The sequence below is a fragment of the Haloplanus natans DSM 17983 genome (assembly GCF_000427685.1).
In the GTDB taxonomy this organism is placed as follows: domain Archaea; phylum Halobacteriota; class Halobacteria; order Halobacteriales; family Haloferacaceae; genus Haloplanus; species Haloplanus natans.
In genome coordinates, this window is record NZ_KE386573.1 from 3,228,736 (window position 1) to 3,241,996 (window position 13,261).

Below are 13,261 nucleotides of genomic sequence, written 5' to 3' on the forward strand. Positions count from 1 at the left end.
ACTAATATCTTGCGAACGGGCGGCGGATGGGCGTTCTCACTCCTCCGGGATGATCCGTCGATGTACCGTTCCGCCGGTGAAGCGTCGTCGATCACGAGGCATGTTACCGTATATGCCGGCCGATAGCATAACCGTATCGACGCCGACGTGGCTCACCGGCGCCCGAGAATCCGAAGCTGTCCGATCGGTCCGAGTAGCCGGGTGATGCCCACGAGAACGACCGCTAGCACCGCGGCGAACGGGAGCGACAGGGCGGGGAGAAGCGCGGTGGCGACGCCGACGGCGAGCAGAGCCACCCCGTAGATGATCGCGAGGATGGTCACCGTGATGAACACGCCCTGTCGCTCGTTCGCCCGTTGGTTCGCCTCGATCCAGTCGGCGTAGCCGAGCAGGAGATCGTCGTACAGTCCGCGCCGGAACTCGCCGTCCTCGTACCCCCCCGTCGCGATCCACCGGAGATCCTCGGGGCCGATGCCGGCGTGGTACTCCCCCGTCGAGTAGGTGATCGCCGCGGCGGCCATCGCGCCGACGAGGACGGCGATGCCGGCCAGCGTGACCGGGTTGAGCAACTGGAGCGCGTCGGCCGCCCGCCCGCCGTAGACGAACGAGAGCAGGCTCAGGAGCAACCCGACGAGGACGGTGACCACTTGAAACAGCTGGATCGCCTTCCCGTCGACGTTGTCGATGCTCGATAGCTGCTCGTCGAGAAACCGCCGGGCTTCCTCCAGGCTCGCTTCGAGTCCGGCCATCTCGTCGGTGTCGGTGTCCGTCATCGATGTCCGTACGTCACGCCAGCAAAAATAGTTGCCTCAACGACACGTCAATCCGGCCCGTTACCCAACTAGCTGCAAGACCAGCCAGATGCCGAGACTCGCTGCCGGCGGGATAGTAAGGTTGTCGTCGAGGACGTAGCCGTAGAGGACGGGCGTGAAGCCGTCGGCGACCGTCGCGCCGGCGCTCCCGACGGCCGCGGCCGCGAGCGCCACCGGGAGCGATACGGTGGGGACGAGAACGATGGCCGCGAGCACGAAACAGACGGCGAACATGACCGCGAGGACGCCGACCCGTTTCGCCCGCCCGGCCTCGTTCGAGCCGAGGAGGCCGCTGACCGGATCGCCGAGCGTCAGCATCAACATCCCCGGCACGGCGACGCGTGGCCCGAAGACGAGCGCCACGCCCGTCATGCTGAACATATAGAGCGCGTAGCCGGCGACGTTGTCCCGTTCGTACTCCCGGGTCAACGTCTCGTAGATGGTCCAGTCGAGGCCGACGCCGAGCCGAACCGCTTCGAGAACGGCGGCGACCGCCGAACCGGCGAGGAGTAGCCAGCCGAGCGTCGGCCAGTCGATAAGTTCCAGCAGGTAAAGCGCCGGGAACCCGACGCCGCTGGCGTGGACGGCGCGTCGCTTGAGTTCGGCGCCCGCCGTCATACGCTCGCCCGCCGGCGGCTCGGTCGATCGATCGTGTCTCGCCGTGTGCTCACCATCCTACGAGCGAGTCACGTCCGTATCCACTCGCTCGTAGCCGTCGAGTAAGTCGTCGAACGATCCCCGACCGGCGAGGATGGCGCCCAGTTCGTCGGCCAGGTCGGCGGCCGGCACCCGCACCTGTGCGGTCGTATCGCGGTCCCGGACCGTCACCGTCTCGGGCTCTTGCTCGACGCTCTCGTGGTCGACGGTCACCGACAGCGGCGTCCCCACCTCGTCCTGCCGGCGGTAGCGTCGGCCGATGTTGCCCGAGTCGTCGTGGGCGACCGACAGCCCCGCGTCGCGCAGGTCGCTCACTACGTCGTCGGCGAGGGATTCGAGGGCGTCGTCGCCCACCAGCGGGAACACCGCCACGTCCGTCGGCGCCACCTCCGGCGCGAGCGAGAGATACGTTCGCTCCTCTCCGTCGATCCGGTCGCGGTCGTACGCGTGCGCGATCAGGGTGTACACCGTCCGGTCGACGCCGAAGGAGGGCTCGACCACGTGGGGCGTGACGTGTTCGCCCGCCTCGGTCTGTTCTTCGACGCGGAAGTTCGCCACGTCGGCGTCGACGGTCACCTCGTCGCCACCGACCTCGACGGTCACCTCGTCGGCCTCGAAAGCCTCGGGGTTCCGTTCCGCGAGGTCACACAGCGTGTCGGCCACGTCGCCGGCTTGCCCGCCGAACTCGGGGCCGAGGACGCTCATATCGGGGTCGACGACCGCCCGCTCGACCGTCCGGGGGTCGTCGTACTGTTCGAAGACGGTGAAGTCGTCGTCGCTGTGCTCGGCGTGTTTCGAGAGGTCGTAGTCGCCGCGGTAGGCAAAGCCCGCGATTTCGATCCAGTCGCCGTCGGCCGGATCATCGCTCACCGTGCCGCTCACCTCGCTCTCGGCGTCCCAGCAGTCCGCGGCGTAGTGGGCGCGCTCGCCCGGGAGATGCTGACGGAACCGGAACCGGTCGTCGTCGACACCGATCCGGTCGTACCACTCGCTGGCGACGCCGAGGTAGTAGGCCACCCAGTCGCTGGCGATAATGTCGGCCTCGACGGCCTCGCCGACCGTCGTCTCGACGTAGCCGCCGTCGGGGTCTTCCTGCTCGTCGGCGGGGTAGAGCTTCAGCGACACGTCAGCCACGCGGGAGAGCGGCGGTTCGTCGGTGTCGGGGTCGACGAACTGCTCCAACTCCGCCTGCGTGAACTCCCGGGTGCGGACGATACCCTTCCGGGGGCTGATCTCGTTGCGGTAGGCACGACCGATCTGGGTGACCCCGAACGGCAACTGGTTGCGCGCGTACTCCTTCAGCCGTGGGAACTCGACGAAGATGCCCTGGGCCGTCTCGGGGCGGAGGTAGCCCGGCTGGCCGGTGCCGGGGCCGATGGCCGTCTCGAACATGAGGTTGAACTCCTCGACCGACAGGCCGGCGAGGGGGGCGCCACACGAGGGACAGGCCACCTCGTACTCGGCGATCAGCTCCTCGACCTCCGGAATAGGGAGGCTCTCGGCCTCCTCCACGTCGCTTGCGTCTTCGATCAGATGGTCGGCGCGGTGGCTCTCGCCGCACTCGTCGCACTCGACGAGCATATCGTCGAAGCCGTCGAGGTGGCCCGACGCCCGGAAGACGGGTTCGGGGCCGATGGTCGGCGCCTCGATTTCGTCGTTGCCCTCGCGGACGGTAAAGCGGTCGCGCCACGCGCGCTCGACGTTGCGCTTGAGCGCTGCGCCCTCGGGACCGAAGGTGTAGAGCCCGGCGACGCCGCCGTAGGACTCGTAGGCGCCGAAGAAAAAGCCTCGGCGCTTGGCGAGTTCCGCGATGGCTGCGCCGTCGCTCATACGCCCCTCAACAGGTCCACGTCACGCACGACGCCGGCGAGTGCGCCGCCGTCGATCAGCGGGACCTGCTCGATGTCGTTCGAGAGGAGGAGTTTGGCGACTTCCTTCGCCGTTTTGCGCCCGGAGACCGTCACCAGATCCGCGGTCATGAACGTCGAGACGGGTTCGCGCGGAATCTCGACGTTCCGGGTCGGGAAGTAGCGGTTGCCGACCGCCTTGATGCCCTCCCACATCCACTCGTCGTCCTGGTTGGCGATGCTCTCGCCGGTGTCGTCCTCGCCCTCGACGACGCGGGCGACTTCGATGATGTCGACTTCGGTGAGCATCCCCGCCATCTCACCCTCGTCGTCGAGGACGACCGCATACGGCACGTCCGCGTAGTTGATCTCGCGTTCGGCGACGGTGAGCGGCGTGCCCTGGTAGGTGGTGTTGACCGCCCGCGTCGCCAGCGACGCGACCGGCGTGTCGCCGTCCACGTCGCCGCGTGCGATGGCCCGCACCACGTCCGTGACGGTGATGATCCCTTCCAGTTTGTCGTCGACGACCGGAACCCGTCGCGCGTTCTCGGCGATCATCATCGCCGCCACGTCGACGATATCGGTGTCCGCCGTCGTGGTCGGGACCTCCCGCATCAGGAGTGCCAGTTGGTCTTCGTCCGGGTTCTCGATGAGGTCGTCCCGCGAGACGAGACCGCGGTACGCCTCGCCGTCCGCCGTCGGCTTGACGACGGGGATCGAGGAGAACCCCCGCTCCTGCAGATACTCGAGAGCGTCGTCCCTGGTGCCGGGAAGATCGACGGTCACGACGTCCGAGCGGGGCGTCATCGCGTCGGCTACGTGCATGCTCCTCGTTCCGCCGTCCACCCCCTAATACTCTGCGAAGGGCGGGCCATCCTCGATGTGCCAACCGGCTCGTATCGACGTATTTATATGAGATTGTTACTATCTAACATACATGGCGTCCAACGTGGCGACTGTTGGGGGAGGGAGTTCCGATGTCATGGCTTCGGTCGACGAGAGCACCGGAACGACGGAGTTCGTCATTGCGGACGTATCCCGTGACGACGCCTGGGTGTCGATCCGGCTTCGGGACGCTCCCGGCCTCGACGACTGGCGATAACGGCGGCACGCGCCCCGTCGACCGGCGCGTTCGGCCAGCGGCGCCACGAGCCCGCACCTCGACCGGCGATCCGCGGCCTTTATTCACGTCACTCACGCACTGAGCGGTATGTCGAGCCACGCCCCCGGTAACGTCCTCTTCGTCGTCATGGACACGGTTCGGGCGGACCACCTCACCCCGTACGGCTACGACCGGGAGACGACCCCCGGGCTCGCCGAGTTCGCGGACGAGGCGGCCGTCTTCGAGGAGGCCGTCGCCCCCGCGCCGTGGACCCTGCCCGTCCACGCCTCCCTCTTTACCGGCCTGTATCCGAGTCAGCACGGCGCCGATCAGGAGAACCCCTACCTCGAAGGGGCGACCACCCTCGCGGAGACGCTCTCGGCCGCCGGCTACGACACCGCGTGTTACTCCTCGAACGCCTGGATCACGCCCTACACCCACCTCACCGACGGCTTCGACCACCAGGACAACTTCTTCGAGGTGATGCCCGGCGACCTGCTCTCGGGCCCCCTCGCCCGCGCCTGGAAGACGATGAACGACAACGAACGTCTTCGCGCCGTCGCCGACAAACTCGTTTCCCTCGGGAACGTCGCCCACGAGTACTTCGCGGGCGGCGAGGGCGCCGACTCCAAGACCCCCGCCGTGATCGACCGCACCAAGGGGTTCGTCGAGGACGCCGAGGACTGGTTCGCCTTCATCAACCTGATGGACGCCCACCTCCCCTACCACCCGCCCGAGGAGTTCGCCGAGGAGTTCGCCCCCGGCGTCGATTCGACCGACGTGTGCCAGAACTCCAAGGAGTACAACTCGGGTGCCCGCGACATCGACGACGACGAGTGGGCGTCGATTCGGAACCTCTACGACGCCGAAATCGCCCACATCGACGCCCAGCTCACCCGACTGTTCGACTGGCTCAAAGCCGAGGACGAGTGGGAGGAGACGACCGTGATCGTCGCGGCCGACCACGGCGAACTCCACGGCGAACACGACCTCTACGGCCACGAGTTCTGCCTCTACGACCCGTTGGTGAACGTCCCGCTCATGGTCAAACACCCCGATCTGGACGCCGACCGCCGGACAGACACCGTCGAACTCGTCGACCTGTATCACACGGTGCTCGACGCTCTCGACGTGCCGGGCGGCGACCCCGCCGCGCCGGGCGAGACGGCCGTCGCCCGCGACCCCACCCGCTCGCTCCTGCGCGACGACTACCGCGCCTTCGACGCCGCGGCCGACCCCGACCCCGGACAGGCCGCGGCGGGGAGTGGAGCGTACGGCTTCATCGAGTACTCCCGGCCCGTCGTCGAACTCAAGCAACTGGAGGAGAAGGCGGCCGCCGCGGGGGTCGACCTCGACGAGGAGTCCCGGTTTTACTCGCGGATGCGTGCCGCCCGCCGCCCCGACGCGAAGTACGTCCGGATCGACCGGATCGACGACGAGGGCTACCGACTTGACGACGACCCCGCGGAGGCGACGAACCTCGCCGGCGCCGGCGACGGCGCCGTCGCGGCGACCGAACGTGTCCTCGCGGACTTCGAATCCCGCGTCGGCGGCGCGTGGACCGACGCCGCCGCCGACGACGTGACCGACGACGCCGTCGCCGACATGGACGACGAGGCACAGGAACGGCTGCGTGACCTCGGCTATCTGGAGTGACGCACGACTTTTTGCTGTGGGCGCCCATCGTTTCCTATGGAACCCAACGTCGGCGGCACCGACCGCACCGTCCGGGTGGTCCTCGGCGCCCTCGCCCTGCTCTCGTCGATGGCCGTCGTCGTCTACGGCGGCGGGTTGGGTGACCGTCGGATCGTCGTCGCGGCCGCGACGCTCCTCGTCGCCGCCGTCATGTTCGCCACCGTCGGCGCACGGCGCTGTCCGATCAACGCCGTACTGGGGCGGAACTCCTGCCGGAACGAGACGTAGCCGCTCACCCGGAATCGCCACGCGGCCGTCGCCGTCCCGGTCCCCGGTGATCGATTCGAGGCCGACTCACATGAAGTCGTCCAGCCGCGACGGCTTGTTCCGGTCGTTCTGGAAGACGCTCTCGATGCTCTTTTCGAGCACTTCGAGTCGCTGTTTGGTGTACGGCCGACAGCCGAACTCCTCGGCCACCTGGATGGCGGTGTCCAGATACTTGTTGACCGACCCCTCGTGGACGGTCAGGTTGACGCGGCCGCCACACTCCCGGCAGTCCCCCGAGAGCGGCATCCGCCGGTACGACTCCCCACAGTCCAGACACCGGGTCTCCTGACGCGAAAACGCCCGGAGGTTGCCGATCAGGTCGGGCAGGAAGTGGTACTCGATGACCCGTTCGGCCACGTCCGTCTCGTCGACGGCGCGGAGCTTCCGGGCCAGATTTAGCTGGGCGTCCATCTTCTCCATCATCGACCCCAGCGTCTTGTACGCCGACAGATCCGGACCGAGCGCGATGTTCGAGGTGTCGTGGGTGTGATCGAAGCCGTGGTACTCCGTCTCGGTGTCCAGCGACGCCTCCGCGATTTCGATATCCACCGCTTCGGGGTCGGCCATCTCGCGGGTCGCCTCGTAAAATTCGAGGGGGTACTCCCGAACCACGTCCATGTTGTGAGCCTCGTCGTCGATTTCGGTCGGGTCGATCCGGGAGGACATGACGAGGGGGGCGTCCATGCGACCACCTCTCTGGTCGGGCAGGAACTCCTGGCTGAAGTTGAGCAGGCCGTCCATGAGGAGCATGACGCAATCTTCGTCGCCGTCACACTGGGCGAGAGGGATATCGTTTGCGTAGAGCGTGTGGGTGTCGGCGACGGTGAGACAGTAGGTGTGCTCGACCGTCGATCGAACGATCCGAACGGTTTCGACCTCGTCGCTGTCGCCGCTCCCGCCGTCGGCTTCGAGGTGCGAGCGATTGGTGTCAGCGGTCGGTTCCCTATCGAGTGGCGGTGGCAGTTCGTCACCGACCGTCAGTTCCCGGGCCTCGACGCGCTCGATACCGTCGTCCCACCGCAACATCTCATGATCCGGCGTCACCGTAACCGCCCGCCCACTCCGCGTCTCGATTTCGACCAGATGATCCGGCGCCCGGTGTTTCGACACCGCCTCGACCGGTTTCAGTACCTGCTCGCCGCCGTCGTCGATGCTCGGCACGTGCACGTCGCCGTCGAGTTCCTGTACGAGCGTCCCGAAGTCGTCCGTCTCCGGATCAGTCAGCCGCTCCTCCACCAGCCGCTCGATCCGCTCGTGGTGCCACGCGCCGTTCTCGTCCCGATACCACACCTTCGTCTCCGGATGGAAGCAGTTCCGCCGCTTCGCCGCGTGGAAGTACGGATGCGCGTACCCGACCGCCGCCGACGTGAACCCGACGACGCGCCCCACCACGGCCGCGGAGGTGTGTGGCGCCATCCCGAAGACGAGTTCGCCCACCAGATCCTGGCGCTTCTCGACCTCGTAGAAGGGCGGCAGGTCGTAGAACTCGGTCAGCAGGTCGTCGACGAAGTCGGCCGTCTGCAGGAGGTGCTGGGCCGCGCCGTCCGAGAGCACGATGTCCTGTACCTTGAGTTCGACCAGTTGGTCGTCGAAGCGGAGCGGGTCGCCGTCGATATCCGTCTCGTAACCCAGTTCGCGGAAGTCCTCGGCGGTCACGTCGAGTTCCTCGGGTCGGACGGCCGTCACCGGCAGGTCCGTCATGTCGTAGCGCACGGTGCCGTCCTTGAACGAGCTGACGCCGTGTTTCGCGCGGAGGACGCCTTTCTCCATCGGCTCGGGCGTCTTGTTCGCGGACGTGAGCCCCTTCACGCCCTTCAGAATCTCGAAGGTCGCCTCGCGCTCGCCGACGGTGTCGAGGGCCTCCCGATATCGCTCGCCGAGTTCGAGCCGTCGCCACTCGGCGCTGGTCACGTCCCGCTCACAGCGGTCGCAGTGGACGCGCCCGGACTCGTCCGGGTCGACGAGTTGTCCGCAGGACTCGCACTCGTAGACGGGCTCGGTGTGGGCGCCGCAGTCCGGACACTGTGTCCGGTAGGTGGTGGCGCCGCAGTCGCCACACGACCGCCGGCCGACCTGGACGTTCACGACGCCCCGTCCCTCCTCGGTGTGGGCGTGGGCCGCGCTGCCCACGTCGCGCTGACTCCCGCCCGCCTCGCCGATCGGAAAGAGCGTATGCACCGCGGGCGAGAGGTCGCGACACTCCGATTTCTCCGGCCGACCCATCCGATTGCCGATGCGGGTGGGCGCCCGCTCCCGGACGGTAAACGGCGCCACCTCGTTCACGACGCGGATGGCGTTGTCGCCGCCGTCGTACTCCCGTGCGGCAGGTGGGAGGTCCTCGAGCGTCCACTCGCGGTCGAGATCCGTCGTCACGCCGAGGGTTCGGGCGAGTGGCCGCCAGTCCGTGATTCGGAGCGTGTCGTCGGTCGCCACGTGTTCGACGAGGAGGCGTTCGAGCGTCCGGCGCACGTCGCCGGTCGCCTCGACGACGAGGGCATCAGCGCCGGTTTCGCTCGCTGCTCCCGTTACCCCGACGCCCCCGTCGCTCTCGACGGCGACCACGTCGCCCCCCGCGACGGCCCCGGCCAACTCGTCCACCGCCGCGACGCTCACGTCGTGCCAGAGGTAGGTGTACGCCGGATGCAGCGGGCAGTCGTACTCGGTCGCCCACCGGAGCGCCTCGGCCGCCCTCGGGTCGTCGAGGGCGACGCGCGGATCGTCCCGGAGCGCCTGCACGTCCGCGTCGCTTTCCGCGAACTCCTGGACCCACCACTCGATCGTGTACGAGGCGGGTGCGAGCGGGTGGTTGTTCTCGACGAACTCGCCGTAGTTGACGAGATACTCGCCGAGGTCGATGATCTCCTCGACGCCGTTGCGGACCGAAAGCGCCTCCGCGGGGTCGTCGATGCGGCGCACCTCGCCGTTCGCCAGTCGGACCGTCGGCCCCTCGATGGTGTCGACGGGGACGACGCCCGCCGCCTTCCCGGGCCGTTCGGTCTTGATCTGTGTCCCGGTCGCGAGGAAGTCGTCGACGAGATGCATCGTCGCGGGGTGGACGCCCGCGGTGGCGAAGCCGTGGTTGCGGGCGCGGCCGTACCGGAGGCGAAAGCCCCCCGCTTCGGACGGGTGGCCGAACACCGGCCGGCCGGCGATCAGATCGCGCAGGAACTTCGTCGAACGATCGACGCGAGGTGGCCCCGTCGGCTCCGGATCGTCGTCGATGTCGCCGTCCGCCGCGTCGTCGTGGTCGTCCTCGCTTTCGTCCGTACCCTCTGTGATGGTCCCGTCGATGAGGTCCTGGAGCCACGGCCACTCCACCTCGTCCAGTTCCCGGGTGTAGCGCTGGATTTTCGGCGCCTTCAGTGCGATCCCCTCCGCGAGGACGAGACACATCCCCCCGCGGGCCGAGTTGGTGTCGATCCGCTCCAGATCACGGAACCCCGACACCTCCTCGTCGCCAGTCGCCTCGCCGTCCAGCATGATCGGCATGTGCTCGGTGATGAACTTCGTCTCCTTGTCCTTGGGCGTGTACTGGAGCCCCGTCTCGGAGTCGTAGAGGCCGACTTCCTCGGCGTACCGCTCGATCTCGTCGTCTCGGGGTTTGAACTCGTCGATGCCCAGAAGCGAGCGGGCGTAGTCGGCGACGAGCACCGACAGCGCCTGGGCGGTCCCGCCCGCCGAGCGGATCGGCCCGGCGTAGTAGACGTTGACGAACTCGGTGCCGTCGTCGTTCGCAAGTACTTCCACCCGGTCGATGCCCTCGATGGGAGCGGCGACGACGCCCTCGGTCAGGAGGGCAACGGCCGTCCGGACTGCCCCTTCGATCTTGCCGGCGTCGGTGTCGTAGTCGCCGACCGTGCCCTCGACGAAGTCGGTGACGAGCGCCAGCGCCGCCTCCTCGCGGCTCATCTGCCCGTCGAGTTCCCGGACCCGCTCGGCCACGCCGTCGATGCCGAGGATGTTCTCCACCCGGTCGGCCATGTCCCGAGCGACCGGAATTTCGACCTCGGTGGTCGGGTCGGCGCCCTGCGCTCGCGCCCGCTCCGCCCGATCGAACGCCTGGTCGAGTCGGGCTTCCATACGCTCGAAGTAGCGCTCGTCGTCTGGCGTCACGGCTCGGTCGTCCCCGTCGGTCGATCGAACGCGTCAGGTTCCTCGAACGCCCGGAGGTGGAGCGTCCCCTCGACGGCCGTCGCGGCGTTGAGATAGCCGCCGACGGCCTGCCCGCTCGGCCGCGTGAGGACGGCGTGTGGCCGGGCGGCCGGGCCGTCGCCGTCGGTCGAGACACCGCCGACGCAGACGGCGACCGTCAGCGACTCGTCGAACCGGACCGCGCGGTGTTGTGCGGTCGCCGGATCGTACTGCCACACGTCCGCGTCCGTCACCGTCCCCGTGCCGGTGAACCACGCCGACGTGATCCCCTCGGCGTCGGCGACCCCCTCGATCGCCTCCCGCCAGTCGTCGCCCTCCTCGACGACGATGCGGTACTCCGCGCTCACGGCGAGTTCACGAGCGTCCATAGACGCGACACGGACGGGTGTGGATTAAACCTTCCTTCAGACGGGTCACGGTCCGCCGACTGCACCGCCGCTGATCGCGTGGTCGAAAAAGCCGCGAGCGGACGAGTAGCGCGTTTAGAACGGGGCCTGCGGGCCTTCGTCGCGGCCCGAGTCGTCGTCGGTCGTCTCGCCGGGGAACGAGGGCTCCATGCCGCCGTGGCCGCCCTCGCCGCCCATGCCTTCCATGCCGGTGTCGGCGTGGACCTTCGTGATCTCGGGAATCTCCTTGACCATCCGGCTCTTGATCGCCTGGATCGTCATGGGGGAGATGCCACAGCCGGAACAGGCGCCGCCGAGCTGGATGCTCACTTCGCCCGTCTCGGTGTCGATGTGCTGGATGGCGGCGCTCCCGCCGTGCATCTGGATCTGCGGGAAGTTGCGCCGCAGGAAGTTCGTCACGCGCTCGCGAAGGTCGTCCTCGCCGTCGGCGTCCTGAGCGTCGGTACTCATACGCGAAACAAGGATATCGACCGGCTTAGGCCTTTGGTTCGTCGGCGTCGTCGAGGCCGAACACCGCCCGCAACTCCGCCTCGATTTCGTCGACGTAGCGGTCGAGCGTCGCCTCCAACTTCTCCTCGTCGACGATCACCGCGGTCACCCGCTCGGTCGGGTTCTCCGGGAGTTCGATCCGGAACTCGTCGTCCTCGTAGAACGGTTCCGACTCGTTCAACACCTGCTGGTCGATGGCGTGAACCAGATCCGAGTCGAATCGATCGTTCATCGTCTCGAAGGCGTTTTTGTACGCGCGCTGGAGTTCGGTGAAGTAGTTCGCGTACTTGTCCTCGAACTTCTCGGGGTCGAAATCGGCCATGACCGTCCTTACCCTCCACCGGGCAAAAGTCGGACGGTCGTCGAATGCGGCCCGTCACGGCTGGTCATCGGTCCCGACACACTACTGTCCTCACCCGAACTGGGCCGCGACGGCGTCGTCGACCGCCGCGACGAACGCTTCCTGCTCGCCAGCCGGAATCGTCGCACCCGCGGCCACGTCGTGTCCGCCGCCGTCGCCACCCACCGACCGTGCCGCTTCCCGCATGGCCGCCGAGAGGTCGAGTCCCCGACGAACGAGAGCGTGGGAGCCGCGGGCGGACACCTTCACCTCGTCGTCACCCGCGGCCGAAAACGCGACGATGGGCCGGTCCCGATCCACGCCGTCCGCGCCCAGCGCCATCCCGGCGACGATGCCGACGATGGTCTCCCGGATCTTCGTTCCCGCGTCGAACCACTGGACGTGCTCTTCGGTCTGCACACCCTCCGATTTCACGAGTTCCAGCCCCGAAGAGAGGTTTTTGCGGTGGTTGCGCAGGAGCGTCCGGGCGCGGTCGAGTGCCTCGCCCCGGTCGCCGAGACACACCGCGAGCCCCACGTCCGCGCGGTCGTAGCGCGCCGTCGCGTTCAGGAGCGTGGAGAACTCGCTCACGTCGCGTAGCTCCGTTCCCTCCGCCTCGGCGGTGAGGGTGTAGGTCGTCCCGATCAGGTCGTTCACGCGGTCGGCGGGGACGCCGCTCGCCACCGCCCGCTTGAGGAGGGCGCTCGCCACCGTCCGGCGCTCGTCGTCGGTGAGGTCGACCCACCGCTTCCACTCCCCATCCGCCCGGAGATCGAGATCGAGTTCGGAGAGAAAACGAACCGCCCCGGACTCGTCGCCGCTGATCCCCGGCACCTGCACGTCGCTCGCGTACTCAAGCAGTTTGGGGAGCGGGCGGGTCTGCCGGCCGTACATCGCCAGGTCCGTCCCCTCCTGCAGGACGCCCGCCGCGACCCCGTCGGCGACGATACGTTCGTTCGCGCCCGTGAGGCCGTCGACGCCGGCCTGCATGTCGCCGACGGCGCCGACAACGGCGAGAGCGGCTAGGTCACGGTTCACGTCGCCGCCGAGCGCCCGTGCCACGCAGTACGCCGCCCCGGCGCCCGACAGTTCGCTCGCGCCGTTCAGTCCCTCGAGCAGGGGGTTGCAGTGGAACTCGGTGTCGGCGTCAGCCGGCTGGTGGTGGTCCGCGATCACGGGGGTGAAGGCGTCGGCGTACTCCACGACGACGTCGAGTTGGCCGCTCCCGAAATCGGTGAACAGGACCGTCTCGTGGTCCGTGGCGGCGATTCGGGCGATGGCCGCCTCGTCGAGTTGCTTCTCGAAGACGACGTCGAACGGAACCCCCGCACGTTCGAGCGCCGTCGCGGCGACGGCGGCGCTCGTCAGGCCGTCGGCGTCGATATGCGACGCGAGGAGGACGGAGTCGGCCGCGTGGAGGCGGTCGGCACACGCCACTGCCCGGTCGGCGAGTTCGGGAACGGGCCCTGCCATCGGTCCGGGATCGGTCGCCA

12 protein-coding genes are annotated in these 13,261 nt (G+C 68.1%); 3 read left to right on the forward strand and 9 right to left on the reverse strand.

Annotated features, from left to right (window positions below):
• Positions 1 to 152: 152 nt before the first annotated feature.
• Genes HALNA_RS18680 through HALNA_RS18695 form a run of 4 tightly spaced genes read right to left on the reverse strand, consistent with a single transcriptional unit; the run spans position 153 to position 4,141 of the window.
• Entirely contained in the window at positions 153 to 773 is a 621-nt protein-coding gene (locus tag HALNA_RS18680; RefSeq protein ID WP_049937887.1) for a hypothetical protein, read from the reverse strand.
• A 60-nt stretch (positions 774 to 833) separates the two neighbouring features.
• A complete protein-coding gene (locus HALNA_RS18685; RefSeq protein ID WP_049937888.1) occupies positions 834 to 1,430 on the reverse strand; it encodes a diacylglycerol/polyprenol kinase family protein in 597 nt (198 codons plus the stop codon).
• Positions 1,431 to 1,487: 57 nt separating this feature from the next.
• On the reverse strand, positions 1,488 to 3,299 hold the full coding sequence (glyS, locus tag HALNA_RS18690) for a glycine--tRNA ligase (protein ID WP_049937889.1): 1,812 nt from the start codon (positions 3,297 to 3,299) through the stop codon (positions 1,488 to 1,490).
• On the reverse strand, positions 3,296 to 4,141 hold the full coding sequence (locus HALNA_RS18695; RefSeq protein WP_049937890.1) for a CBS domain-containing protein: 846 nt from the start codon (positions 4,139 to 4,141) through the stop codon (positions 3,296 to 3,298). The genes glyS and HALNA_RS18695 overlap by 4 nt, the downstream gene beginning before the upstream one ends.
• A 112-nt stretch (positions 4,142 to 4,253) precedes the next feature.
• On the opposite strand from HALNA_RS18695, the gene HALNA_RS21820 reads away from it, so the two are divergent.
• The 3 genes from HALNA_RS21820 (at position 4,254) to HALNA_RS18705 (ending at position 6,341) form a co-directional block, all read left to right on the forward strand.
• Positions 4,254 to 4,418 carry a DUF7556 family protein gene (locus tag HALNA_RS21820; protein WP_449404876.1) on the forward strand — a complete coding sequence of 55 codons (165 nt, stop codon included), beginning with the start codon at positions 4,254 to 4,256 and terminating at the stop codon, positions 4,416 to 4,418.
• Between the two features lie 108 nt (positions 4,419 to 4,526).
• Positions 4,527 to 6,074: a sulfatase gene (locus HALNA_RS18700; protein ID WP_049937892.1), complete on the forward strand. Its 1,548-nt coding sequence runs from the start codon at positions 4,527 to 4,529 to the stop codon at positions 6,072 to 6,074.
• A gap of 36 nt (positions 6,075 to 6,110) precedes the next feature.
• Entirely contained in the window at positions 6,111 to 6,341 is a 231-nt protein-coding gene (locus HALNA_RS18705) for a YgaP family membrane protein (RefSeq protein WP_049937894.1), read from the forward strand.
• Positions 6,342 to 6,407: 66 nt separating this feature from the next.
• Here HALNA_RS18705 and HALNA_RS18710 read toward each other — a convergent pair whose 3' ends face one another.
• The 5 genes from HALNA_RS18710 to HALNA_RS18730 form a co-directional block, all read right to left on the reverse strand.
• A complete protein-coding gene (locus tag HALNA_RS18710) occupies positions 6,408 to 10,493 on the reverse strand; it encodes a DNA-directed DNA polymerase II large subunit (RefSeq protein ID WP_084510116.1) in 4,086 nt (1,361 codons plus the stop codon).
• Complete coding sequence (locus HALNA_RS18715) at positions 10,490 to 10,900, reverse strand: PPC domain-containing DNA-binding protein (protein WP_049937895.1); 411 nt, start codon at positions 10,898 to 10,900, stop codon at positions 10,490 to 10,492. The genes HALNA_RS18710 and HALNA_RS18715 overlap by 4 nt, the downstream gene beginning before the upstream one ends.
• A 114-nt stretch (positions 10,901 to 11,014) precedes the next feature.
• Positions 11,015 to 11,389, reverse strand: coding sequence for an iron-sulfur cluster biogenesis protein NfuA (locus HALNA_RS18720; protein ID WP_049937896.1), 375 nt, complete (start codon positions 11,387 to 11,389; stop codon positions 11,015 to 11,017).
• Positions 11,390 to 11,414: 25 nt separating this feature from the next.
• The gene (locus HALNA_RS18725; protein WP_049937897.1) at positions 11,415 to 11,750 is read right to left on the reverse strand and encodes a DUF5783 family protein; all 336 of its coding nucleotides are present in this window, start codon (positions 11,748 to 11,750) and stop codon (positions 11,415 to 11,417) included.
• 90 nt (positions 11,751 to 11,840) lie between these two features.
• Positions 11,841 to 13,241, reverse strand: coding sequence for a single-stranded-DNA-specific exonuclease RecJ (locus HALNA_RS18730; protein ID WP_157573623.1), 1,401 nt, complete (start codon positions 13,239 to 13,241; stop codon positions 11,841 to 11,843).
• Positions 13,242 to 13,261 lie beyond the last annotated feature (20 nt).

Bases quoted from the DNA above. Each gene is read 5' to 3' on its own strand.
- HALNA_RS18730 (WP_157573623.1), bottom strand. From the start codon at position 13,241: ATGGCAGGGCCCGTTCCCGAACTCGCCGACCGGGCAGTGGCGTGTGCC.
- HALNA_RS18705 (WP_049937894.1), top strand. From the start codon at position 6,111: ATGGAACCCAACGTCGGCGGCACCGACCGCACCGTCCGGGTGGTCCTC.
- glyS (WP_049937889.1), bottom strand. From the start codon at position 3,299: ATGAGCGACGGCGCAGCCATCGCGGAACTCGCCAAGCGCCGAGGCTTT.
- HALNA_RS18680 (WP_049937887.1), bottom strand. From the start codon at position 773: ATGACGGACACCGACACCGACGAGATGGCCGGACTCGAAGCGAGCCTG.
- HALNA_RS18725 (WP_049937897.1), bottom strand. From the start codon at position 11,750: ATGGCCGATTTCGACCCCGAGAAGTTCGAGGACAAGTACGCGAACTAC.
- HALNA_RS18685 (WP_049937888.1), bottom strand. From the start codon at position 1,430: ATGACGGCGGGCGCCGAACTCAAGCGACGCGCCGTCCACGCCAGCGGC.
- HALNA_RS18720 (WP_049937896.1), bottom strand. From the start codon at position 11,389: ATGAGTACCGACGCTCAGGACGCCGACGGCGAGGACGACCTTCGCGAG.
- HALNA_RS18715 (WP_049937895.1), bottom strand. From the start codon at position 10,900: ATGGACGCTCGTGAACTCGCCGTGAGCGCGGAGTACCGCATCGTCGTC.
- HALNA_RS18700 (WP_049937892.1), top strand. From the start codon at position 4,527: ATGTCGAGCCACGCCCCCGGTAACGTCCTCTTCGTCGTCATGGACACG.
- HALNA_RS21820 (WP_449404876.1), top strand. From the start codon at position 4,254: ATGGCGTCCAACGTGGCGACTGTTGGGGGAGGGAGTTCCGATGTCATG.
- HALNA_RS18695 (WP_049937890.1), bottom strand. From the start codon at position 4,141: ATGCACGTAGCCGACGCGATGACGCCCCGCTCGGACGTCGTGACCGTC.